The 23886-nt window shown below is 64.3% G+C and carries 19 protein-coding genes and 1 other RNA gene; 9 read left to right on the top strand and 11 right to left on the bottom strand.

Annotated features, from left to right (window positions below; genetic code table 11):
* The 6 genes from ACP92_RS01645 to mraZ are packed head-to-tail and all read right to left on the bottom strand — an operon-like array spanning position 1 to position 6443.
* A complete protein-coding gene (locus ACP92_RS01645) occupies positions 1 to 1461 on the bottom strand; it encodes a UDP-N-acetylmuramoyl-tripeptide--D-alanyl-D-alanine ligase (protein ID WP_013232380.1) in 1461 nt (486 codons plus the stop codon).
* The gene (locus ACP92_RS01640; RefSeq protein WP_013232379.1) at positions 1458 to 2984 is read right to left on the bottom strand and encodes a UDP-N-acetylmuramoyl-L-alanyl-D-glutamate--2,6-diaminopimelate ligase; all 1527 of its coding nucleotides are present in this window, start codon (positions 2982 to 2984) and stop codon (positions 1458 to 1460) included. Before ACP92_RS01640 ends, ACP92_RS01645 begins: the two co-directional genes overlap by 4 nt.
* Complete coding sequence (locus tag ACP92_RS01635) at positions 2984 to 4762, bottom strand: peptidoglycan D,D-transpeptidase FtsI family protein (protein ID WP_013232378.1); 1779 nt, start codon at positions 4760 to 4762, stop codon at positions 2984 to 2986. The genes ACP92_RS01640 and ACP92_RS01635 overlap by 1 nt, the downstream gene beginning before the upstream one ends.
* Positions 4759 to 5031, bottom strand: a complete 273-nt coding sequence (ftsL, locus tag ACP92_RS01630) for a cell division protein FtsL (protein ID WP_013232377.1) — start codon at positions 5029 to 5031, stop codon at positions 4759 to 4761. Before ftsL ends, ACP92_RS01635 begins: the two co-directional genes overlap by 4 nt.
* The gene (gene rsmH, locus ACP92_RS01625) at positions 5028 to 6002 is read right to left on the bottom strand and encodes a 16S rRNA (cytosine(1402)-N(4))-methyltransferase RsmH (protein WP_013232376.1); all 975 of its coding nucleotides are present in this window, start codon (positions 6000 to 6002) and stop codon (positions 5028 to 5030) included. The genes ftsL and rsmH overlap by 4 nt, the downstream gene beginning before the upstream one ends.
* Positions 6003 to 6014: 12 nt before the next feature.
* Positions 6015 to 6443 carry a division/cell wall cluster transcriptional repressor MraZ gene (gene mraZ / locus ACP92_RS01620; RefSeq protein ID WP_041310010.1) on the bottom strand — a complete coding sequence of 143 codons (429 nt, stop codon included), beginning with the start codon at positions 6441 to 6443 and terminating at the stop codon, positions 6015 to 6017.
* Positions 6444 to 7201: 758 nt separating this feature from the next.
* Here mraZ and ACP92_RS01615 point away from each other — a divergent pair.
* Positions 7202 to 7486, top strand: coding sequence for an HU family DNA-binding protein (locus ACP92_RS01615; RefSeq protein ID WP_006465510.1), 285 nt, complete (start codon positions 7202 to 7204; stop codon positions 7484 to 7486).
* 244 nt (positions 7487 to 7730) lie between these two features.
* Here the strand turns inward: ACP92_RS01615 and ACP92_RS01610 are convergent, their stop codons facing one another.
* Both ACP92_RS01610 and rnpB read right to left on the bottom strand, forming a co-directional pair.
* Complete coding sequence (locus ACP92_RS01610) at positions 7731 to 8891, bottom strand: enoyl-CoA hydratase/isomerase family protein (protein ID WP_013232373.1); 1161 nt, start codon at positions 8889 to 8891, stop codon at positions 7731 to 7733.
* A gap of 70 nt (positions 8892 to 8961) precedes the next feature.
* Positions 8962 to 9296, bottom strand: an RNA gene (gene rnpB / locus ACP92_RS24095) — RNase P RNA component class A.
* A 181-nt stretch (positions 9297 to 9477) separates the two neighbouring features.
* Between rnpB and ACP92_RS01605 the strand changes: the two genes are divergently transcribed.
* From ACP92_RS01605 to ACP92_RS01590, 4 genes are all read left to right on the top strand, one after another.
* Entirely contained in the window at positions 9478 to 10743 is a 1266-nt protein-coding gene (locus ACP92_RS01605; protein ID WP_013232372.1) for a D-amino acid dehydrogenase, read from the top strand.
* An 85-nt stretch (positions 10744 to 10828) separates the two neighbouring features.
* The gene (locus ACP92_RS01600) at positions 10829 to 11581 is read left to right on the top strand and encodes an HpcH/HpaI aldolase family protein (RefSeq protein WP_013232371.1); all 753 of its coding nucleotides are present in this window, start codon (positions 10829 to 10831) and stop codon (positions 11579 to 11581) included.
* Positions 11582 to 11759: 178 nt separating this feature from the next.
* On the top strand, positions 11760 to 12218 hold the full coding sequence (locus ACP92_RS01595) for a MarR family winged helix-turn-helix transcriptional regulator (RefSeq protein ID WP_013232370.1): 459 nt from the start codon (positions 11760 to 11762) through the stop codon (positions 12216 to 12218).
* A 354-nt stretch (positions 12219 to 12572) separates the two neighbouring features.
* Positions 12573 to 12917, top strand: coding sequence for an antibiotic biosynthesis monooxygenase family protein (locus ACP92_RS01590; protein ID WP_013232369.1), 345 nt, complete (start codon positions 12573 to 12575; stop codon positions 12915 to 12917).
* A gap of 120 nt (positions 12918 to 13037) precedes the next feature.
* Here the strand turns inward: ACP92_RS01590 and ACP92_RS01585 are convergent, their stop codons facing one another.
* The 3 genes from ACP92_RS01585 to ACP92_RS01575 form a co-directional block, all read right to left on the bottom strand.
* Positions 13038 to 14045, bottom strand: a complete 1008-nt coding sequence (locus tag ACP92_RS01585) for an aldo/keto reductase (protein WP_013232368.1) — start codon at positions 14043 to 14045, stop codon at positions 13038 to 13040.
* An 85-nt stretch (positions 14046 to 14130) separates the two neighbouring features.
* Positions 14131 to 15147, bottom strand: coding sequence for an AraC family transcriptional regulator (locus ACP92_RS01580; RefSeq protein WP_013232367.1), 1017 nt, complete (start codon positions 15145 to 15147; stop codon positions 14131 to 14133).
* 299 nt (positions 15148 to 15446) lie between these two features.
* A complete protein-coding gene (locus ACP92_RS01575) occupies positions 15447 to 16460 on the bottom strand; it encodes a LysR family transcriptional regulator (protein ID WP_013232366.1) in 1014 nt (337 codons plus the stop codon).
* A 441-nt stretch (positions 16461 to 16901) separates the two neighbouring features.
* On the opposite strand from ACP92_RS01575, the gene ACP92_RS01570 reads away from it, so the two are divergent.
* From ACP92_RS01570 to ACP92_RS01555, 4 genes are all read left to right on the top strand, one after another.
* Positions 16902 to 17765 carry an alpha/beta hydrolase gene (locus ACP92_RS01570; RefSeq protein WP_232284891.1) on the top strand — a complete coding sequence of 288 codons (864 nt, stop codon included), beginning with the start codon at positions 16902 to 16904 and terminating at the stop codon, positions 17763 to 17765.
* A 10-nt stretch (positions 17766 to 17775) separates the two neighbouring features.
* The gene (locus tag ACP92_RS01565) at positions 17776 to 18975 is read left to right on the top strand and encodes an efflux RND transporter periplasmic adaptor subunit (protein WP_013232364.1); all 1200 of its coding nucleotides are present in this window, start codon (positions 17776 to 17778) and stop codon (positions 18973 to 18975) included.
* A 99-nt stretch (positions 18976 to 19074) separates the two neighbouring features.
* Positions 19075 to 22290 carry an efflux RND transporter permease subunit gene (locus tag ACP92_RS01560; protein WP_013232363.1) on the top strand — a complete coding sequence of 1072 codons (3216 nt, stop codon included), beginning with the start codon at positions 19075 to 19077 and terminating at the stop codon, positions 22288 to 22290.
* 33 nt (positions 22291 to 22323) lie between these two features.
* The gene (locus tag ACP92_RS01555) at positions 22324 to 23838 is read left to right on the top strand and encodes an efflux transporter outer membrane subunit (protein ID WP_013232362.1); all 1515 of its coding nucleotides are present in this window, start codon (positions 22324 to 22326) and stop codon (positions 23836 to 23838) included.
* Positions 23839 to 23886: the final 48 nt, after the last annotated feature.

Genomic DNA, 23886 nt, shown 5'->3' with positions numbered 1-23886 from the left:
CTAATGGGTCTCCTGTTGATGTTGCGTGGGGGATTCAACGTTGACCAGATGCTGTACAACTCGCTCCATCTTCATGAAGCGTGAACCTTTTACCAAAACGGTCGCACCTTGCGGCGCGGCCTGCTCCACCGCTGCATTGAGTGCGGCGATGTCGTCGAAATGCAGGGCCTGCGCAACCCCTTGCGGTGTGGCGCCATAGGCCGTGACGGCGTGTTTCGTCAATTCGCCCAGGCCGAAGAAGAGCGGGATGCCACGGCTGCGCGCATAGGCGCCGATCTCGGCGTGGAACTGCGGTCCCTGGTCGCCGACCTCGCCCATGTCGCCCAGCACCAGCACACGCGGTCCGGCGATGGCGGCCAGCACGTCGATGGCGGCGCGGACCGAATCCGGGTTAGCGTTGTAGGTGTCATCGATCACCAGCGCGCCGCTTCTGGCCTCTTTGCGCTGCAGCCGGCCATTGACCGGGGCAAAGCTCTCCAGCCCGCGCACCACGGCCTCGATGGCGATGCCGGCGCCGAGCGCGCAAGCGGCGGCGGCCAGGGCATTGCGTACATTGTGCTCGCCCACGGCGGCCAGCTCGACCTTGAACTGCGCTGGCGGCACGGCCAGACCCTTGACGGCGACTTGCAAGGTGCTGCCAAAGGCCGTGGCCTGATAGCTGGCGCTGACGTCGGCTTGTGCACTCAGGCCAAAGCTCAGCACACGACGCGCCCCGGCCTCTTCGCGCCAGAGCGGCGTGAAATCGTCATCGGCCGGGAACACGGCCACGCCATCGGCCGGCAGGTGGCGGATCACCGCGCCGTTCTCGCGCGCCACCGCTTCCACGGTGGCCATGAATTCCTGATGCTCGCGCTGGGCATTGTTGACCAGGCCCAGCGTGGGCGCGGCAATGCGCGAGAGCACCGCGATCTCGCCCGGATGGTTCATGCCCATCTCGATGACGGCGGCCTGGTGCTGTGCGCGCAGGCGGAACAAGGTCAGCGGCACGCCGATCTCGTTATTGAAATTGCCACGCGTGCCCAGATAGCCCTCCTCGCCAAAAGCTGCTGCGAGGATGGTGGCGATCATTTCCTTGACGGTGGTCTTGCCGTTGCTGCCGGTGACGCCAATGACCGGAATCTGCCGCTGCATGCGCCAGCCATGGGCGATCTGGCCCAGTGCGGCGCGGGTGTCGGGCACCACGATGGCCGGCAGCGCCAGCCCCGGCGGTACGCGTTCGACCACCACGGCAGCGGCGCCCTGGTCAGCCACGGCGTCGAGGAAGTCATGGGCATCGAAACGCTCGCCGCGCAGGGCGACGAAAACGTTGCCGGGCTTGACCGCGCGGCTGTCGGTCACGACATCGTTGAGCGCGAGCAAGCCGGCCGGCGCATTGACCACGCCCGGCACGGTGTGGGCGGAGGCGGCGGCTTCGGCGGTGCGCAGCCATTCCAGCATCTGGCGGAAATCGAATCGCATCATGCGCCTCCCATCATGGTCGAGCGCGCAGCCAGCGCCAGCGCGACATGGTCGGCATCGAGGAAGGGCAATTTCTTGCCGGCGATTTCCTGGTAGGACTCATGGCCCTTGCCGGCCAGCAGCACCACGTCCGCCTTGGTGGCATGGCGGATCGCCCACAGGATGGCGCCGGCACGGTCCGGCAGCACCACGGGTTCGACGCGGCTCATGCCGGCGCGGATCTGGTCGATGATGGCTTGCGGATCTTCGCTGCGCGGGTTGTCGCTGGTCAGCACCACCTGATCGGCCTGCTCGGCGATCTGGCCCATCTGCGGGCGCTTGCCCGGATCGCGGTCGCCACCGCAGCCAAACACGCACCACAGCTGGCCGCCCCGCTGGGTGGCCAGCTGGCGCAGGGTGGACAGGGTCTTGTCGAGGGCGTCGGGCGTATGCGCGTAATCGATCACGATCAGAGGCACGTCGGGGCCGCCGAATTGCTGCATGCGGCCCGGCGCGGGGCTCAGTGCGGCGGCCGCCGCGACCACGGCGTCCCAGGCCACGCCCTGCGTGAGCAGAACGCCCATGATGCCGAGCACATTGCTGACGTTGAAGCGTCCGACCAACTGGGTCTTGACTTGCCCGCTGCCAAAGGGTGAATCGACGTGGAAGACGGTGCCGGTGTGGCTGCTGCGCAGCTGGCTGGCGCGCAGGGTCGGCACGCCGTGCGGGTCGCCGCCCTGCTCGTCGGCAATGGCGTAGCCGATCACCGGCACCTTTCGCTCGGCCAGCAGCGGCAGCAGGCGCTGGCCCATGTCGTCATCCAGGTTGACCACGGCGTGCTTGAGGCCCGGCCACTGGAACAGCTTGCGCTTGGCGTCTTCGTAGGTCTGCATGTCACCGTGGAAATCCAGGTGATCGCGGGTGAAATTGGTCAGCAAGGCGACATCCACGTGCATGCCGTTCATGCGGCCCTGGGCCAGTCCGATGGAGGAGGCCTCGATGGCCAGCGCACCCACGCGACCCTGCGCCAGCTTGAACAGGCTGCGTTGCAGCAGCACGGCGTCCGGTGTGGTGTAGCCAGTGACATCGAAGCCTTGCGGCTTGCCGTTGACGAAGCTGCCCACGCCCAGGGTGCCGATCACGCCGGCGGTGCTGGCGCCAGCCAGGCGCGACAGCGCGATACCCAGCCAGTAGGCGCAGGAGGTCTTGCCGTTGGTGCCAGTGACGGCCACTGTCAGCATGCCCTGGTCGGGCTGGCCGTACCAGGACGCGGCGATCTCGCCGGCGTGCGACTTGAGATCGGTCACCGCCAGGTGCGGCACGTCGATCTGGGCCGGCCAGGTGAAGCCGGCCGCTTCATAGACCACGGCGGCGGCGCCACGCTCGACCGCGTCGGCTATATAGGAGCGCCCATCGGCGTCGCCCACATAGGCGAAGAAGACGTCACCGGGCGCCACGCGGCGCGAGTCCGATGTCAGCTGCGCCGACGGCGCGGCCTGGCGCAGCCAGGCCTGGATATCGTGGAGGTTCAGAGCACGCTCGGGCATCACATGCTCTCCTCAAGCGGTTCTTTGGGAATGATGATGTTGGTCACGCTGGAGTCCGGCGGCACATTGAGCGCGCGCAAGGCGTTGGCGGCCACGTTGGCAAACACGGGACCGGCCACCGGGCCGCCATAGTGCTGGCCTTGCGGCTCGTCGATCATGACCGAGATGATCAGGCGCGGGTCCGACATCGGGGCGATGCCCGAGAAGGAGGCCACATACTTGCGCACATACTTGCCGCCCTCGATCTTGTAGGCCGTACCGGTCTTGCCGCCCACGCGATAGCCCGGCACCTGCGCCTGCGGAGCCGTACCGCCCGGAGCAACCACGGTTTCGAGCATGCGACGCATCTGCAGGGCGGTATCGGCCGAGATCACGCGCTGGCCGATGGGCGAATCGGTGACCTTGGTGAAGGACAGGGGAATGATGTCGCCATTGCGGGCGAAGATCAGGTAGGCATGCGCCAGCTGGATCAGCGACACCGAGATGCCATGACCATAGCTCATGGTGGCCTGCTCGATGGGACGCCAGGACTTGTACGGACGCACCCGGCCAGCCACCGCGCCCGGGAAGCCGAACTTGGGCTGCTGGCCGAAGCCGACCGTGGTGAACATTTCCCACATCTCTTCCGGCGGCATGCCCAGGGCGATCTTGGCAGTGCCGATGTTGGACGACTTTTCGATGATCTGCGCCACCGTCAGCGGACCATGGGCGTGCGAGTCGCCGATGGTGGCGGTGCCGATGGTCATCTTGCCGGGGGCGGTCTGGAATACGGTGGAAGGCGTGACGCGATGGGTGTCCAGCGCCAGCGCCACCGTGAAGGGCTTCATGGTCGAGCCCGGCTCGAAGGTATCGGTCACGACGCGGTTGCGCAGCTGCGCGCCGGTCAGCACCGAACGGTCGTTGGGGTTGTAGGTGGGCAGGTTGGCCAGCGCCAGCACCTCGCCGGTCTTGGCGTCGACCACGATGATGCCGCCAGCCTTGGCCTTGAACTTCTCCACCGCTTCCTTCAACTGGGTGAAGGCTATGTACTGGATCTTGCTGTCGATGGACAGGGTCAGGTCGCGGCCATCGTGCGGCTCGCGGATGGATTCGATGTCTTCCACTACCCGGCCCAGGCGGTCCTTGATGACGCGGCGGCTGCCGGTCACACCGGCCAGGGTCTTCTGGGCGGCCAGTTCCATGCCGTCCTGGCCGGCATCCTCGATATTGGTGAAGCCGACCACGTGCGCCATCACCTCCCCTTCAGGATAGAAGCGCTTGTATTCCTTGCGGGTCTCGATGCCGGGAATGCCCAGCTTGACGATCTTGTCGGCGGTATCCTGCTCGACCTGGCGCTTGAGGTAGACGAAGCTGCGGTCGGAGTCGAGCTTCTTGCGCAGGTCGGCGTCGCTCATCTCCAGCAGCTTGGCCAGTTGCACCAGCTTGTCCTTGGGCGCGGCCTGGACGTCTTCGGGGATGGCCCAGATGGCCTTGACCGGCACGGACGAAGCCAGCACCTGGCCGTTGCGGTCGGTGATCTTGCCGCGCGTGGCGGGCAGCTCCAGCGTGCGGGCATAACGCGAGGCGCCCTGCTTCTGCAGGAAGTCGGTGGACACGCCCTGCAGCCACAAGGCCCGCAGCACCAGCGCGACAAAGGCGACGAAGAGCACGAACAGCACGAAACGCGAGCGCCAGGCCGGCAGCTTGACCTGCAGGATGGGATTGGAGGAAAACGCCACGCCCTTGGAAGCGGCCACGCGACCGCCGGACAGGTTGGTGCGGGGAGGCATCTTGGTCATGGCGCTCCCACGGTCAGGTATTGGGTACGGGCGGCCGAGACCGGCACCATGCCCAGGTCACGCCGGGCCAGTTCCTCAATGCGGGCGTTCTTGCCCAGCGTGGACTGGTCCAGCTGCAATTGCGCCCAGTCCACGTCGAGCTGGCGAGCCGCGCTCTGGGCGCGTTCCAGTTCGATGAAGAGGCTGCGCGCCTTGTATTGCGCGCTCACCACCGACAGCGCGCACGCCACCAGCAGGATGGTCAGCAGGAGGCACAGGCGGCCGGTCACGCCGAGGCTCCTTGCGCGGGCGCGGCCACGATCAGCTCCAGGCCGCGCATGACGGCCGAGCGCGCGCGCGGGTTGGCCTCGACCTCGCCGGCGCTGGGCATGACCCGCGGCAGCAGGCGCGCCGGCGCCTGCGGCAGGTCGACGGCACGAATCGGCAGGCGGCGGTCGGGCTGCGGCGCATGGGCCTTGGAGGCCATGAACTGCTTGACGATGCGATCTTCCAGCGAGTGAAAGCTGATCACAACCAATCTCCCGTGCTGCGCCATCTGGGCAAAGGCCTTCTCCAGTCCTACTTCGAGTTCTTCAAGCTCTTGATTGACGAAAATCCGTACAGCCTGAAAGGTACGAGTGGCCGGGTCTTTGCCTTTCTCGCGGGTTTTGACGGCTTGTGCCACGAGCGCGGCAAGCTGTCGTGTGCTTGAAATTGGCTCGACTGCCCGGCCAGCAACAATCTTCTTTGCAATCTGAAGAGCAAACCGTTCTTCCCCATAATCTCGTATCACCTTTGCAATCTGCTGTTCATCCGCCGTTGCCAGCCATTCCGCTGCCGACACGCCGCGCGTGGTGTCCATGCGCATGTCCAGCGGGCCATCGAGCCTGAAACTGAAACCGCGCGCAGCGTCATCCACCTGCGGCGAGGAAATGCCCAAATCCATCAATACCCCGTCCACGCGGGCAATGCCGCGCTCGGCCAGCGCCTGGTCCATGGTCGCGAAGCTGTCATGCACGATCTCGAAACGCGGATCGGCGATCTTCTGCGCCGTGGCGATGGCCAACGGGTCCTTATCAAATGCGATCAAACGGCCCTGCGGGCCCAACCGGGACAGGATGGCGCGGCTGTGACCGCCGCGACCAAAGGTTCCGTCCAGATAAACGCCATTGGCGCGCTCGCCCTCGATGGCCAGCGCGTCCACGGCTTCTTCCAACAGCACGGTGCGGTGCTGCAGCTCGGGCACCGGTTGCAAATTCATCTCGTCCGACCGTCAGAAGGAAAAATTACTCAACACATCCGGCATGCCACCCGCCACGGCCTCGGCTTCGCTTTCGGCCAGCTTGACGGCATCCCAGATTTCGAAATGGCTACCCATGCCCAGCAACATCACATCGCGCTGCAGGCCCACGGCCACGCGCAGCTCAGGCGCAATCAGGATGCGGCCGGCGCTGTCCAGTTCCACGTCCTGGGCATTGCCCAGGAAGATGCGCTGCCAGGCACGGGCCGACATCGGCCAGTTGGCGATCTGCTCGCGATGCGTCTCCCAGGTCGGGCGCGGGAAGAACAGCAGGCAGCCATGCGGATGGCGCGTCACGGTGGCGCGCCCTTCGCACTGCACCATGAGGGCGTCACGATGCTTGGCCGGAATGGTCATCCGTCCTTTGGCATCGAGATTGAGTGCTGACGCGCCCTGGAACACTGTGTTTTCCTTCGCCTGTGGCGAGTGAGATTACTGGGATTGTTGATCGGGGTGTCTTGTCGCGAAGGGCAAATGCAAATGACTTTGCAAAAACGCCCCACAAAAAAACACTTTTTGACACTGCCGCCCACTTTAGAGGATGCACTATGGCAGGTCAAGCGGTATACGCAGGGAAAAACAGGGATTTTGCTAATAAAGTCAAAGACTTAGCGCACTTCCTTAACACACCGTTGCGGGAAGTTTTTCGAACTAAATGAAGGACTTAGCATTTACATTGAAGGTGCAACCTGAGCTTTACACATGTGTTTCGCGTCAGAATTGCGTAACGGCGGGCATTTGCGCGGAGTGGACGAGCTTCCCCGCACCACAAGAAGGCAACGATAAGGGACGACAACAGAAGCGGGTCAAGCTGACCTGATTTGCGAGTGCCGAGAAAGATCGAGATGGATTTTGCAGCACAACTTTAGTTCATCGCAGCGCGGCAAATTCCTCCCGAATCTTCATCAAATGGGGGTTCAACGCGATTTTGCTTTGACTTCCGCGCCGCCCACCTTTTACTATCCGTGTCTTTGGGAAGATCGAAGCGCCAGTACGGATATTTTCCGGGCTGCTCGCCAGCGTCGAAAGACCGGTCGATTTTTTTCAATCAAGGCTGGATGCGTCCAGGTCAAATCGGCTCAAAACGCAGATAGGGCTTGCGAATCCGGCTCATTCCAGTGCTAAAATCTGGGCACCTTAACAGTGAAAGGAATTTTCAAGTGAACAAATCTGAATTGGTTGACGTTATCGCCGCCGACACCGAGATCTCCAAGGCAGCAGCCCAGCGCGCGCTGGACTCCGTCATCGAGAACATCATCAAGGCCGTGACCAAGGGCGATACCGTGCAATTGGTTGGCTTCGGTTCCTTCTCGACCGGCAAGCGCGCTGCCCGTACCGGCCGCAACCCGCAAACCGGCGAAGAAATCAAGATCGCCGCTGCGACCACCGTCAAGTTCTCGGCTGGCAAGGCTTTCAAGGAAGCCGTGAACAAGAAGAAGAAATAATTCTGCATTTGAATGCCATGAACCAGGTTCATGGCATTCAAATCGAAAACCGGCCTCTCCAGGCCGGTCCTCCTCCCACAACAATCCGCGCAGTGCCTCTCAGTACCTCCCTGCACCAACCCTCTCCCGCATTGCCCCTCCGCTGACAGCCCCTTCCGATCTTGGTCTGCGAACCTTGCTTTGGCTCGTCCATCCGCGCCGGGCGGACCAGCCCGGCTTGTCCGAGGCGGGCCTGTGAACGGACTCAGCGCCCCAGGTCGGCCAGCGGATGGCCACCCTGGGTCCAGGGATCAGCGAAGAACCCTTCCACCCACGCCGGCGTGGCCTGCTTCAGCGAGGCTGGCTTCCATTGTGGTTTCTGATCCTTCTCGATGATCAGCGCGCGGATGCCCTCGACGAAATCAGGCCGCGCCGCGCAATGCAGCGAGACCACGAATTCCAGCCGGAACACCTCGGCCAGCGACAGCGGACGCACCTTTTTCTGCAGCGCATAGCCCAGCCAGGCCGAACCAGGCGCGCCCGCGCGCAAGGTCGACTGGGCCTTGAGCAGCCAGGCGTCATCGGTCTGCACCGCCAGGATGGCGTCGACGATCTCCGGCAGGGTGGGCCGGCGGCACAGCGCCTCGATCTGGTCGAAATGGGAGCGCAAGTTGGACGGCACGAACGCCGCCACCCCCTCCCGCCGCGACGCTGCCTGGGCGCCGGCCAGGACGCGGTCGAGCAACTCGGCGTCGCGTCCCTGACCCCAGGGCTGCGACAGCAGCGCATCGAACACCGCTGCCTTGGACGCATGCGCCATGCCATAGTCGGCCAGCCCCGCGAACAGCGCATCCTGGGCATTCAGGTTGGCCCCGGTGAGCGCCAGGAAAATCCCGATCTTGCCCGGCATGCGCGCCAGGAACCAGCTCCCGCCCACATCCGGATACAGGCCGATGGTGATCTCGGGCATGGCCAGGCGCGACTTTTCGGTGACCACGCGATGACTGCACCCGGCCATGAGACCAATGCCGCCGCCCATGACGATGCCATGTCCCCAGCACAGGATAGGCTTGGTGAAGCTGTGGATAAGATAATCCAGCCGGTATTCCTGCTCGAAGAATTCGGCCGCATAGCGATTGGCGCGGATATCCTCGCGCGCCGGCGAGGCGTGATGCTCGCGCATGGAGCGATAGAGCTGCTGCAGGTCGCCGCCGGCGCAGAAGGCCTTCTCGCCCTGCGCCTGCAGGACCACCATGGCTACCTCCGGATCGGCCTGCCAGTGCTGCAGTTGCGGCGTCAGCAGCTGCACCATCTCCAGCGAGATGGCGTGCAGGGTCTTTTCGGAAGCGAGGGTGGCGATGCCGATGCGGCGGCCATTGGCGGCCGTCAGTTCTTCGAATACCACGGGGGCGGCGGCTTGGTTCATGGGTCTCCTGGGGTCGCTGGCGAGCCCGCAGTGCCCACGGGCCGCAGTGTTGTTATGAACGAATCGAATTCAATGAAGCAGGCCGGTAGGCCGGATTCTGTTACGGCGGGAAACCCGCTATGACAGCCATTCCTCTAGGCGACGGATTGCTCCGCCGCTCAAGCTTTCTACCCGCACGCTCCGCGAGCCACATCAACGCGTGCCTATTTGAAATTGCTCCAGGTGGAGGTTACCGCGTTTCACCGTAACTTAATACGCTCGTCTCTGTGGCCCTGTTCCTCGCCTTATACCGGCTTGCGCCGGCTTTCAGCGGACGGCCGTTAACCGTCACCCTGCTCTGTGGAGTCCGGACCTTCCTCCCGCCGCCTCCTTGCGAAGGCGGCCAGCGGCTGTCTGGCCTGCATCGGGCGCTATTGTAGCGCAGCATGCGCCCGCCCCGGAGATTGCCATGCGCAAAACGCTTGTGCGCACACGCAAAGCTCATGCCGATTCGGCATGTGACACCTGCGCGGCTCTTCGGTAGTCTGATGCTGATCCGCTGCAGGCCACGCGCCACGCGGTTCTTCACAGACTTCGACGAAACACCATGCATATTTGCGTCATGGGCGCCGGCGTGATCGGCGTTACCACTGCCTACCGATTATTGCAGGATGGCCACCAGGTCAGCCTGATTGATGAGCGCGACCAACCCGGCGCTGGCACCAGCCAGGGCAACGGCGCGCAGCTGAGCTACTCCTATGTGGCGCCGCTGGCCGATCCCTCGGTCTGGTCCAAGTGGGCCTACTACCTGTTCAGCAAGGACTCGCCGCTGACCATCAAACCCACGCTGGAGGCCGCCCAGTACCGCTGGCTGGCCGGCTTCCTGCGCTACTGCAACGCTGGCAGCGTGCGCCAGACCACCATCGACCTGCTGCAACTGGCCTTCTACAGCCGCGACCAGTTGACGCAGTGGAATGGCAGGCTGAAGCTGTCCTTCGACCACCAGCGCTCCGGCAAGCTGGTCATGTTCACCGATGCCCAGGGCCTGGAAGCGGCGGCCGGGCAAGTGCGATTCCAGGCCCAATATGGTTGCCAGCAGGAAGTGCTGGACGCGGCCCAGTGCATCCGCATCGAACCTGCACTGGGCCGTTCGCAGCGCGACTGGGTCGGCGGCGTCTATACACGCAGCGAAGAGGCCGGCGACTGCCCCGCCTTCTGCCGCGCCCTGGTCGCCGCCATGCAGGCGGACCCGAATTTCCGCTTCATCGGCGGCGCCAGGATCACTGCCGTGCGCCGTCAAGGCAGCGCGCTGAGCGCGGTGCAGGCGGGCAATGAATGGATCAGCGCGCAGCGCTTCGTGCTGGCGCTGGGTGCTGACAGCGCCGACTTCGCCCGCCAGCTCGACCTGCGCCTGCCGCTCTATCCGCTCAAGGGCTACAGCATCACCGTCCCGCTGGAGGATGAGGCCAGCCGCGCAGCCGCCCCGCAGGTATCGATCACCGATATCGCCAGGAAGATCGTCTATGCCCGCCTGGGCCAGCGCCTGCGCGTGGCCGGCCGCATCGAACTGGTCGGACAGGATCGCAGCATCCCGCCGCGCGCCATCGCCGAACTCAAGCAGGGTATGCGCGAACTCTTCCCGGACTGCGTGCTGGGCGAGGACGCCCGGCTGTCGCCGTGGATGGGATTCCGCCCGGCCACCCCCAGCGGGGTTCCCATTGTCGGCGCCTGTCCTGTGGACAATCTCTATCTCAACATCGGCCAGGGCGCACTGGGCTGGACGCTGGCCTGCGGCAGCGCCGCGCTGATCGCCGACCAGATCGCCGGCCGGCCGTGCAGCATCGACGACACGCCCTTCCGCTACCGCACCTGAAGAAGTTTCATGCCTTAGCCGCCCATTCAGACTTACCATGGAGCCTCGCCAGCCGCTTGCTGGCCTGATCCATGGGAGACGAAAGATGCGGGAAAACCGGCTGCGCACCCTGTTCGCGCAACAGCAACTGGCCCTCTCGGGCTGGGTATCGATGGGCAACGCCCTCCTGGCCGAAGTGATCGCGCACAGCGGCTACGACGCCGTGACGGTAGACCTGCAGCACGGCCCCTTCTCCATCGACGCCGCGCTGCCGATGCTGCAGGCCATCTCCAGCACCCCCGCCGTGCCGCTGGTGCGCTGCTCGGAAAACAGCCTGGGCGAAATCAATAAGCTGCTCGATGCCGGCGCCTATGGCGTGATCTGCCCGCTCATCAACACCGCGGCCGACGCCGAGCGCTTCGTGCGGGCCTGCCATTATTCGCCGCGCGGTGGACGCAGCTATGGTCCGGCGCGCGGCTTCCTGTATGGCGGCGCGGATTACTTCACCCATGCCAACGCCACCCTCCTGACCCTGGCCATGATCGAGACCCGCGAAGGCTATGCCAACGCGGAGGCGATCCTGCAGACGCCCGACCTGGACGGCATCTTCATCGGCCCCAGCGACCTGGCCATCGAACTGGGCCTGGCGCCGGACGCCTACGACGATGTACGCCTCAACGAGGCCATCGATCATCTGCTGGCGCTGGCGCGCAAGCTGGGCAAGTACGTGGGGATCTTTGCCGGCACCATGGAGATGGCCCAGCGCATGAAGGGCATCGGCATGGACCTGGTGGTGCCGGGGACGGATATCCAGCAGATCAAGGCGGAGGGGGCGCGGCGGGTCAGCGCGTTGCGATGAAACGCCGAAAGTGGGGACCGCCCATGATCTCCACCGTCAATACCTCATCAGGCCGATCAACATCAGGTCCCCCATGCGGAGACGACATAGGCACCGCCCCAGGTCATTTCGAGAATCCGACTTATTGACAACCAGTAACCATATTGGTAACCTATTTCCAATATGGTTACTGGAGTCCATGATGTCGCGTACCAAAGCGATGCAGTTATCAGACCTGGTTTTGGCGATCTTTCGTCTCAACGGTGCGTTGATCGACTGGGGCAATGAATTCGTCGCCCCTGAAGGCTTGAGCAGCGCGCGATGGCAGATGCTGGGTGCGATTGCCATTGCAGAGCGGCCGCTCACTGTTCCACAGATTGCGGCAAATATGGGCATGACGCGGCAAGGGGCGCAAAAGCAGGTCAACCAGCTTGTCGAGGATGGACTCATGCAAAGCCAAGTCAATCCGATACACCAACGCTCCCCTCTTTACGAACTGACCCAGCGGGGCCAGGCCGTTCATGCTGCAATCTACGAACGCTGGATTGCGCACGCGACCCAAACGGCAGCGAAGATCAAGGGAACGGACCTGAAAGCGCTCACCGACATCGTCGCGACATTGACGGCCGTCTATTCAAAAGAAATCGATGCGCCATGAGGTGGCGGATGAAGGCTACAGGGTCCTATGGCCCGCAGACGAGCGGGGCGGATTCGGTCCCGAACCGATGTGGCGCTAACTGGCCACTGAGCGCATCTTCGGCCCCCTGCTAGCGTCCTCATTCTGTTGATTGCCATACCAAGGACGGCATCCACGACAGAGGCCGACGGGCGAATCACGCCATCGCCGACGCACTCTCCCCATGCAGTACCGCCAACACTATAGGAGTTTCCAATGAAGCCACCCCGTTTCCTGGCCGTCGCAGCGGTCACCCTTACCCTTGCCGGCCTCATCAGCTCGCGCCCAGCCCTGGCCCAGACGGCGGCGCCGAGGCAGGACGCACGATCTGTCCAGATGCGTCCACTGGACGCCAATTTCCCAATCGGCAAGCAGCTCAATGGCAACGAGTCCCCTGTCGTACTGGTCAACATCTTCACGGTGGACACGAAAGATATCGACGCCTTCAAGAAAGCCTGGAAAGCGGACGCCGACTGGATGAGGAAGCAACCCGGTTTCATCTCGACGCAACTGCACAAGGGAGCAGGCGACAGCTCCGTCTTCATGAATTACGCTGTTTGGGAATCCACGCGCCACTTCCGTGACGCCTTCACCCATCCTCAATTCCGAGACAAACCCAATCTGTATCCAGCCTCTGCCGTCGCCTCGCCCCACTTGTTCACCCTGGTGGGAATGGAATAGCCGCATCAATCTCATCCGCGCCTCTCGGCCCTGGATCAGCTCTTGACGCAGCGGGGACGGCCGCACCGCCTATATTGACGAGCAGCCTCGACAACCGTCCCCGTGCATTACCGGCGAGAGTCAGCCCCTCACCACGCGCCCAAAGAACGGATAGTTGGGATCGTTATACCCATGGGTGGACGCATGCCCCGGCGTCACCAGCGAATCCACCAGCGCTTCTTCCTCGGCACTGATCTTCAATTCCGCCGCATCATAGTAATCCTCCATCTGCGCCAGCGTACGCGGCCCGGCGATGACGCTGCTGATGGCCGAGTTGGCCAGCACCCAGGCGGTGGCGAACTGGCCCAGCTTGACGCCGCGCGCTTCGCAGTGCTGCTGCAACCGCTGCGCGATCAGCAGCGACTCTTCGCGGAACTCGGTTTCCATCATGCGCTTGTCGCCACGGCCTGCGCGCGTATCCTGCGCGGGCTTCTGGCCGGGCTGGTACTTGCCGGTCAGCACGCCGCGTGCAATCGGGCTGTACGGCACCACGCCCAGACCATAGTGGGCGCAGGCTGGCAGGATTTCCACCTCAGGCTGGCGGTTCAGCAGGTTGTAGTAAGGCTGGCAGACCAGCGGCAGCGGCACATTGTTCTTCTCGCACAGGCGCACGATCTCGGCGATGCGCCAGCCCCGGAAATTGGAGACGCCAAAACCACGGATCTTGCCCACGCGAATCAGGTCGCCCAGGGCTTGCACGGCTTCTTCCAGGTTCTCGTCCTGGTAGTCGCGGTGCATGTAGAGGATGTCGAGGTAATCGGTATCGAGACGCGTGAGGATGTTCTCGGTCTCGCGCACGATCCAGCTGCGCGAATAGTTCGATTCATTGGGCTTGCCGCTCATGGCATTGCCCAGCTTGCTGGCCAGCACCCACTCGTGGCGCTGTCCGGCCAGCAGCTTGCCGACGATTTCCTCGGACTTGCCCTTGGTATAGACGTCAGCGGTATCGATGAAATTGACGCCATGCTCGCGCGCCGAGGCCACGATGCGGCCAGACTCCTGCAGGTCGGTCTGGTCCCCGAACATCATGGAACCCAGGCACAGGGCCGATACCTTGAGATTGCTCTTGCCGAGGCGACGATAGTGCATGCTGTCTCCGAATCAAAAATGGGTGTGGATAAGTTAACTGCTGGGAGCCGCTCATTCTAGCGCCGGGCGCTCACCGCCGCTGGCGCTACAGCACCGGCGCTTCCTCTTCCTGCCAGCGGCGCTTGTCGCGCAGCGGCGGCGCGCCGAACAGGCGGCTGTATTCGCGACTGAACTGCGATGAGCTTTCATAGCCCACCCGATGCGCGGCGGTGGCCACGCTGGCGTCGGCGGTGAGGATCAGCTTGCGCGCTTCCTGCAACCGCAGGTTCTTCTGGTATTGCAGTGGGCTCATGGCCGTCACCAGCTTGAAATGGTGATGCAGCGACGACACGCTCATGTGCACATCGCGCGCGATATCGTCGATGCGCAAGGCCTGGTCGTAGCCTTCCTTGATCAGGCGGATGGCCTTGGCCACACGGTTCATCTGGCTGTCCTGCAGGACGGTCTGGCGCAGCAGCGCGCCCTGGCCGTTCATCAGCAGCCGATAGAGGATCTCGCGCCGTATCATCGGCGCCAGAATGGGCACGTCGGCCGGTCTCTCCTGCAGGCGCAACAGCCGCAGCACGGCGTCGAGCAGATCCACGTCGAGCCGGTTCACATACAGCCCGCGGGCGGCGCCTTCGCTGACCTGGGCTGCCGCCGGCAGGTTCTCGTCACCGATCAGCTCGCCGATCTCCTGGGTATCGAGTTCCAGCCGCAGCCCCAGATAAGGCTCATCGGGACTGGTCACCATGACCTTGCCCACCACCGGCAGATCCACCGAGGCGACCAGGTAATGCATGGGATCGTATTCGTAGATTTCATCACCCACGAAGATGCGCTTGGAACCCTGCGCGATCACCGCGAAGACCGGCTTCTGCACCGCATGCTTGGGGCCGCTCGGACAGGTGATGCGATAGATTTCCATGTTGGGGATGGCCGTCTCCAGCATCCCCTCCACGCCAGTGGTGTAGTGCTCCAGCAGTTGCAGCAACTCCTGCTGCATGGCCTGGAAACGCGCCTCCTCGCCTGCCGGTGCAGGTGCGGGCGCGGGCGCGGCGTCATGCGCTTCGGGCGACAGCAGCGCAGCGGCATCCTGGATGGTGTGCAGATCGAGCTCCATAAGCTTCTCTCTTTCGAAAAACAGATGCAACTTTAGCGCGGACCGGCAATTGCACTATCCTCCAGCAGCCATCGCCAGAGGATCAGGCAAGAAGTTTGCAGAATCAGGTATGCCACTGCACGAATGAGCGCAGCGATGATGACGCCATCAGTCCGCAACACCCGGCCCCAGCGCGAATCCACCTGAAACTCCAATCGCAACACGCAGAGGATCAGGCAAAAAATCGGCAGCTTTCGGCACGTGCAAAACGTGCCTTGCCCTGCATAATCCTCGCCGAACCCAAGCCAACATCAACAGCTTCAGAACACGCTCTCGGCGATGTTGTATTGCTCCACCACGTTGCGCACGGTACTGGTCTCGGCTTTGTCGACGAAGCGGCATTCGCTCTCTTCCATGCCCATGGTGCAGGCCTTGTGCAGCGGACAGGTGGCGAACAGCTCGGCCACCCAGTCCACGAAGGCGCGCACCTTGGGCGAGAGATGGCGGTTGTGCAGGTAGACCACCGAGATCGGCATGGGCGCCGGCTTCCATTGCGACAGCACTTCGACCAGGCGGCCTTCGTCGATGTGGCGCGTGACCATGTACAGCGGCGCCTGCACCATGCCAAAGCCTTGCAGCGCGCATTCGACGTAGGCATCGGCCTCGTTGACGGCCAGCTTGCCGTTCATCTTCACCTCGCGGGTGACGCCCTCGACCACGAAATCCCAGTCGATGGTGCGCCCCGTACGGCTGGAGAAGTAATGCACGGCCTTGTGCTGCTGCAGGTCTTCGATGGTATGCGGCACGCCGTGCCGTTCGAGATAGGCAGGCGCAGCGCAGGTGACGGTCTGGAAGGTGCCGATGCGGCGCGCCACCATCGACGAATCCTGCAGCTCGCCGATGCGGATGACGCAATCGACCGCTTCCTGCACCAGGTCCACCGGGCGGTCGCCCATGCCCATCATCAGTTCGATATCGGGGTAACGGGTATAGAAGTCGCACAGGTTGGGCAACAGCATCAACCGCCCGACCGAGGCCGGCACGTCAATGCGCAAGCGCCCCTGCGGACCGCGGGTGACGTTGCGGAAGGACTGCTCGGTCTCATCCAGGTCAGCCAGGATGCGTACGCAGCGCTCGTAGTAGGCCGCGCCATCGGGCGTGAGACTGATGCGGCGCGTGGTGCGGTTCAGCAGCCGCACCTGCAGCATGCTTTCCAGCCCCTGGACCAGGGTGGTGACGGTAGTGCGCGGAAGGTTCAGGTTGTCGGCAGCGCGTGTGAAGCTGTTGGCATCCACCACGGCGGTGAAGACCTGCATGGCCTGGAAACGGTCCATTGCTCTCTCCTTGAGGCCGTCTTCCCGGCCAGACTGCGGCGTCGAACGGGAAAAACGGGGGACAAACGGGGATAAACGGGGGCAAGGATACAGGTGGCATCAAGCCCGCGCCGCCCCCGGCGCGCTGGCCCGCCTTGATCGGAGAGCCGCTCCGCCCAGCCGGGCAGATCTCTCCAATCTAATGCAAATTTCAGCAATTAGCAGCATTTAACAACAAATCCGCATCATCGCCCTTCTACGTGCAGCATCGCATGAAGGCCCGCCGGCGCCGTCGCCGGCACTTTGATCTCATCACGGAGTGCAATTGTGAAGGAATTTATCACTGCGATTGTTCGGCGCAACCGAACAGTGTTGTTGGATTATAGGTGTTTATTCAGACCCCTGCTGTGGCGCACAATCCGCTCCATTCTTGGACCAGTGGCTCATGCCCAGGCGCACATCATGCAAGGTTCGTCTTCACTCGATATCCGCGATTTCTTCGTTCCCGGCCCGCTGGGGCGCATTCCCGTGCGCCTCTACCTGCCGGCCACTCCCTTGGCGCGCGGCCAGAAGCGCCCGCTGGTGATGTACTTCCACGGCGGCGGCTTCGTCAGCGGTTCGCTGGAGGACGCCGACACCCCGGCGCGCTTCATCGCCGAGCATGGCCAGTTGGCCGTGCTGTCAGTGGGCTATGCGCTGGCCCCGGCCAAACCCTTCCCGGCTGCCCCCGAGGACGCTTTCGCCGCTGCGACCTGGGCCTGCAAGAACGCCACTGAACTGAAGGTGGACCTGGACCGCATGGTCGTGGCCGGGGACGACGCCGGCGGCTGCCTGGCCGCCAGCCTGACGCTCATGACCCGCGACCGCTGCGGCAAGCCGCTGGCCGCGCAGGTGCTGATCAGCCCGATGCTGGACCCGAGCATGCGCCTTCTGGGTGACGCCGCCCGCCTGCAATCGGACCTCACCGCCGAGACCTGCGCGGCCAGCTATCGCCAGTACCTGCCGCAGACCATGCAGCGCCTGCATCCCTATGCCGCGCCGCTGGAAGTGAGTCGCCTGGCGGGCTTGCCGCCGGCCTTCATCGCCACCGCCGAGCGCGACGTACTGTGCCCCGAGGCCGAGAAATACGCCTCCAGCCTGATCCGCGCAGGCGTACCCACGCAGGTCTCGCGCTTTGCCGGCATCACCCATGCGGCGCTGCGCACCCACCTGCCGCTGCTGACCGAGATCGTCAACTTCCTGCGATGTCGCTTCGCCAAATTGCAGGGCCATGCACCGCACCCTGAATTCCTGCCCAACAAGCTCCAACCCTCCACACCATTCTGAGGATAAGAAAATGCAAACTCCTGCTCCCCTGCGCAAGCGCTTCGCTCTTACTGCTACGGTCCTGGCCGTCATCGCCCTGTCGGTCGGCGGCGCCATCTCGGTCGTAGGCCTGTCGGCCAACGCCACCACCGCGCCCAGTGCGGCGGCGGCCGGCGCACCGGTCGATGTGGCCGAGGTGGTCAGCCGCCAGATCATCGACTGGCAATCCTATTCGGGCCGCATCGAAGCGGTCGACCGCGTCGAGGTCCGCCCGCTGGTCGGCGGCACCCTGACCGCCGTGCACTTCAAGGATGGCGCCCTGGTCAAGAAGGGCGACGTGCTCTTCACCATCGACCCGCGCCCATATGAGGCCGAAGTGGCGCGCGCCGAAGCGCAACTGGCCGGCGCCGAAGCACGCGCCGGCTACACCGCCTCCGACCTCGCCCGCGGCCAGCGCCTGTTGAGCGACAACGCCATTGCCAAGCGCGACTTCGAGGAGAAGCAGAACGCCTCGCGCGAAGCATCGGCCAATGTTGCCGCCGCCCGCGCTGCGCTGCGCGCCGCCCGCCTGAACCTGGAATACACCCGCATCACCGCTCCCGTCTCGGGCCGCATCTCGCGCGCCGAAGTCACGGTGGGCAATGTGGTCAACCCGGGCGCCGCCAATGCGCCGCTGACCACGCTGGTCTCGGTAGCCAAGGTGTATGCCTCCTTCGACGTGGATGAGCAAAGCTTCCTCAAATACGTCAACCCGGCCCGCGCCGCCGGCGCCACTGTGCCCGTGGAACTGGGCCTGGCCAATGAAGACGGCTATTCCCGCAAGGGTCGTGTCGGCTCGGTGGACAACCGTCTGGACACCGCCTCCGGCACCATCCGCGTGCGCGCCATCTTCGACAACGCCAACAGCCAGCTGGTCCCGGGCCTGTATGCCCGGGTGCGACTGGGTGGCGGCGAACCGCACCAGGCCGTGCTGATCGACGAAAAGGCCATCGGCACCGACCAGGACAAGCGCTTCGTCATGGTGGCCGACAAGGACAACCACGCCAACTATCGCCAGGTGGTGGTAGGCGCTGGCCACGACGGCCTGGTGGTGATCGAAAAGGGCCTGCAGCCGGGTGAACGCATCGTGGTCAATGGCCTGCAACGCATCCGCCCGGGTGACGCCATCACCCCGACCGTGGTGCCGATGCAGACGGCAGCTGCACCTGCCGCTGGCGCTGGCAAGGCCTGATCCGACACCAGAGCTCTCGCATTCAAGGAAGAACAAGTCGCAGGGACTGCAAGGCCCCTGCAAGGGCATTTGCATCCTGACGACTGACAAGGAACCTACATGAATATCTCCAAATTCTTTATCGACCGCCCGATCTTCGCGGGTGTGCTGTCGGTACTGCTCCTGCTGGGCGGCGTGCTGGCCATGCTGCAGTTGCCCATCTCCGAATATCCGGAAGTGGTGCCGCCCTCGGTGGTGGTGCGCGCGCAGTATCCCGGCGCCAATCCCAAGGTGATCGCTGAAACCGTGGCTTCGCCGCTGGAAGAGCAGATCAACGGCGTGGAAAACATGCTCTACATGCAGTCGCAGGCCAACAGCGACGGCAACCTCACCATCACCGTCAACTTCCGCCTGGGCGTCGATCCCGACAAGGCCCAGCAGCTGGTGCAGAACCGCGTCTCGCAAGCCCTGCCGCGCCTGCCGGAAGATGTGCAGCGACTGGGTGTGACCACGCTCAAGTCCTCGCCCACGCTGACCATGGTGGTGCACCTGACCTCGCCCGACAACCGCTACGACACCACCTACCTGCGCAACTACGCGGTCCTGAACGTCAAGGACCGCCTGGCGCGCATCCAGGGCGTGGGGGAAGTGGGCCTGTTCGGCTCGGGCAACTACGCCATGCGCGTCTGGCTCGATCCCAACAAGGTGGCCCAGCGCGGCCTGACCGCCACCGACGTGGTGCGCGCCATCCGCGAGCAGAACGTACAGGTGGCCGCCGGTGTGATCGGCGCCTCGCCCAGCTCGCCGGAAACACCGCTGCAACTGTCGGTCAACGCCCAGGGTCGCCTGAAGACCGAAGGCGAATTCCGCGACATCATCCTGAAGGCTTCGCCGGACGGCGCCACCACCCGCCTGGGTGATGTGGCCCGGGTGGAACTGGCCGCGTCCGAATACGGCCTGCGCTCGCTGCTGGACAACAAGCCGGCCGTGGCCATCCCCATCTTCCAGGCGCCGGGCGCCAATGCGCTGGATGTCTCGACCCAGGTGCGTGCGGCGATGAAGGAATTGTCGGCCGACTTCCCCAGCTCGGTCAGCTACAGCATCGTCTATGACCCGACCCAGTTCGTGCGCGCTTCCATCGAAGCGGTGGTGCATACGCTGCTGGAAGCCATTGCCCTGGTGGTGATCGTGGTGATCATCTTCCTGCAGACCTGGCGCGCCTCCATCATTCCGCTGTTGGCCGTGCCGGTGTCCATCATCGGTACCTTCTCCCTGATGCTGGGCTTTGGCTACACCATCAATGCGCTGTCGCTGTTCGGCATGGTGCTGGCCATCGGGATCGTGGTCGATGACGCCATCGTGGTGGTGGAAAACGTCGAGCGCAACATCGGCGCCGGTCTCTCGCCGCGCGACGCCACCTATCGCGCCATGCAGGAGGTGTCCGGCCCCATCATCGCCATTGCCCTCACGCTGGTGGCGGTGTTCGTGCCGCTGGCCTTCATGACCGGCCTGACCGGCCAGTTCTACAAGCAGTTCGCGATGACCATTGCGATCTCCACCGTCATCTCGGCCTTCAACTCGCTGACACTCTCCCCGGCCCTGGCCGCCCTGCTGCTCAAGGGCCATGGCGACAAGCCGGACTGGCTGACGCGCCAGATGGACCGTTTCCTCGGTGGTTTCTTCATCCGCTTCAACCGCTTCTTCAACCGCGCCTCGGACAACTACGGTCATGGCGTCACCGGTGTGATCAAGCGCAAGGGCGCCACCATGGGCGTGTACGTGCTGCTGCTGGCGGCCACCCTGGGCATCTCCTACATCGTCCCCGGCGGCTTCGTGCCGGGCCAGGACAAGCAATACCTGGTGGCCTTCGCGCAATTGCCCAATGGCGCTTCGATCGACCGCAGCGAAGAAGTGATGCGCAAGATGAGCGACATCATGTTGAAGGAACCCGGTGTGGCCAGCGCCATCGCCTTCCCCGGCCTGTCCATCAACGGCTTCACCAACAGCTCGTCGGCCGGTATCGTCTTCGTCGGCCTGAAGCCCTTCGAAGAACGCAAGAGCAAGGACCTGTCGGGCAACGCCATTGCCGCCTCGCTGAACAAGAAATTCGGCAGCATCAAGGAAGCCTTCACCGCTGTCTTCCCACCGCCGCCGGTGATGGGCCTGGGCACGCTGGGTGGTTTCAAGATGCAGATCGAAGACCGCGACGCGCTGGGTTACGCCGAACTGGACAAGGCCGCACAAGCCTTCATGAAGGCCGCCGCCAAGGAACCGGCGCTGGGCCCGATGTTCTCCAGCTACCAGATCAACGTGCCGCAGCTGGACGTGGAACTGGATCGCGTCAAGGCCAAGCAGTTGGGCATTCCGGTCACCGACGTGTTCAACACCATGCAGATCTACCTGGGTTCGCTGTACGTGAACGACTTCAACCGCTTCGGCCGCGTCTACCAGGTGCGCGCCCAGGCTGACGCGCCCTTCCGCGCCAAGGCCGAGGACATCGCGCAACTGAAGACCCGCAACGATGCCGGCGAGATGGTGCCGCTGTCCTCGGTGGTGAAGGTCAAGCAGACCTTCGGCCCGGAAATGGTGGTGCGCTACAACGGCTATACCGCCGCGGACATCAACGGTGGTCCGGCCCCGGGCTATTCCTCGGACCAGGCGCAGGCCGCTGCCGAACGTGTGGCTGCAGCGACCCTGCCGCGCGGCATCAAGTTCGAATGGACCGACCTGACCTACCAGAAGATCCTGGCAGGCAATGCCGGCGTGTGGGTGTTCCCGATCAGCGTGCTGCTGGTGTTCCTGGTGCTGGCGGCGCTGTATGAAAGCCTGACCCTGCCGCTGGCCGTGATTCTGATCGTGCCGATGAGCATCCTGGCGGCACTGACCGGTGTGTGGCTCACCCGTGGCGACAACAACATCTTCACCCAGATCGGCCTGATGGTGCTGGTGGGACTGTCGGCCAAGAACGCCATCCTGATCGTGGAATTCGCCCGCGAACTGGAAATGCAGGGCCGCACTGCCGTGCAGGCCGCCATCGAAGCCAGCCGCCTGCGTCTGCGTCCGATCCTGATGACCTCGATCGCCTTCATCATGGGTGTGGTGCCGCTGGTGACCTCCTCCGGCGCCGGTTCGGAAATGCGCCATGCGATGGGTATTGCGGTGTTCTTCGGCATGCTGGGCGTGACCTTGTTCGGCCTGTTCCTGACCCCGGTGTTCTACGTCCTGCTGCGCACCATCGACCGCCGCGCCCTGCACTCGGCCTCGCATCACGAAGCCCCGATGACTGCCGGCACTCACATCGCCCATGCTGCACCGGACGCACAGGATGATCGCTGATCTGCCGATCAGCCCATGAATGGAGCAAGAAAAATGATGACCCAACCTCTATCGATGAGCCGCCTGCTGCGTCCCGTGCGCATCGGCTCGGCCCTGCTGGCTGCGCTGCTGGTGCTGGCCGGTTGCTCGGTGGCCCCGACCTATGAACGTCCTTCGGTGGACACCCCGGCCGCCTTCAAGGAAGCCGCCCCCGCCACGCAGACCGGCGAGAATGGCAGCCAGTGGAAGACCGCGCAACCTGCCGAAGACATCGCCCGCGGCGAGTGGTGGAAGATCTTCGGTGACGAGAAGCTGAACGCCCTGGAAGACACCGCCCAGCAAGCCAACCAAGACCTCAAGGCCGCCGCCGCCCGCCTGGGCCAGGCGCGTGCCTTGACCCGCGATGCGCGTGCGGGCTACTTCCCGCAGGTCGATGCCGGCGTCGGTGCGACCCGCCAACGCCCGTCGCCCGCCTCGCAAGGCCTGCCGGCCGATGCCGACACCCGGCCCAACACGCTCTACCGCGCCCAGGTCAATGTCTCCTATGAAGTCGACCTGTTTGGCCGGGTCGCCTCCACGGTCGACGCCGCCACCGCCGACGCCCAGCGCAGCGAAGCGCTGTTCCATTCGGTGCTGCTGGCCTTGCAGGCAGACGTAGCGCAACAGTATTTCCTGGTGCGCGAACTGGACGCCGCGGCGGCCCTCTATCGCGGCACCGTAGACCTGCGCCAGGAATCGCTGCGCCTGGTGCAGCGCCGCTTCGATGAAGGCGACATCAGCGAAGTGGACGTCGCCCGCGCCCGCGCCGAACTGGCCTCGGCGCAATCGGAAGCGCTGGGCATCGCCCGCCAGCGCGCCACCGCCGAGCATGCGCTGGCCATCCTGCTGGGCCGCACCCCGGCCGAGTTCTCGCTGCCGCCGCAGCCGCTGACGCGTCTTGCTGTCACGGTGCCGCCCGGCCTGCCCTCGGCGCTGCTGGAACGCCGCCCCGACATCGCCGCGGCCGAGCGCGCCATGGCTGCGGCCAACGCCCGCGTGGGCGTGGCCAAGTCGGCCTTCTTCCCCAGCCTGAACCTGACCGGCGGGCTGGGCTATGAATCGGCGCAGCTGGGCGACCTGTTCAACTGGTCCAGCCGCACCTTCCTGCTGGGTCCGCTGGTGGGCACGGCCTTGTCGATGCCGCTCTTCGATGGAGGACGTCGTCAGGCTGGCGTGGATCGCGCGCGCGCCAGCTATGAAGAACAGGTGGCCAGCTATCGCGGCACGGTCTTGAATGCCTTCCGCGAAGTGGAAGACAACCTGGCCAACCTGCGTATCCTGGATCAGCAGAACCGCGCCCAGGATGAAGCCGTGGCCGCCTCGGCGCGCGCGGCCAAGCTCTCGCACACGCAGTATCGCGAAGGGGCGGTCAGCTACTTCAGCGTCATCGACGCCGACCGCACCGTGCTGCAACAACAGCGCGCCTCGGTCACCCTCGATGGCGAACGCGCCCGCTCCACCGTCAACCTGATCCGCGCCCTGGGCGGCGGCTGGGGCGTCCCGGCCGAGCAGTTGTCCTCGGCCAGGTAAGATGTTCCTGCTGCCGCTGGCAGCAGGAACGCCGCGCCTTTCTTTCCA

Origin of the sequence: Herbaspirillum seropedicae (assembly GCF_001040945.1) — a bacterium.
In the GTDB taxonomy this organism is placed as follows: Bacteria; Pseudomonadota; Gammaproteobacteria; order Burkholderiales; family Burkholderiaceae_D; genus Herbaspirillum; species Herbaspirillum seropedicae.
Note: the sequence above shows the minus strand (reverse complement) of the source record. Positions and strands in the feature narration are given on the sequence as shown.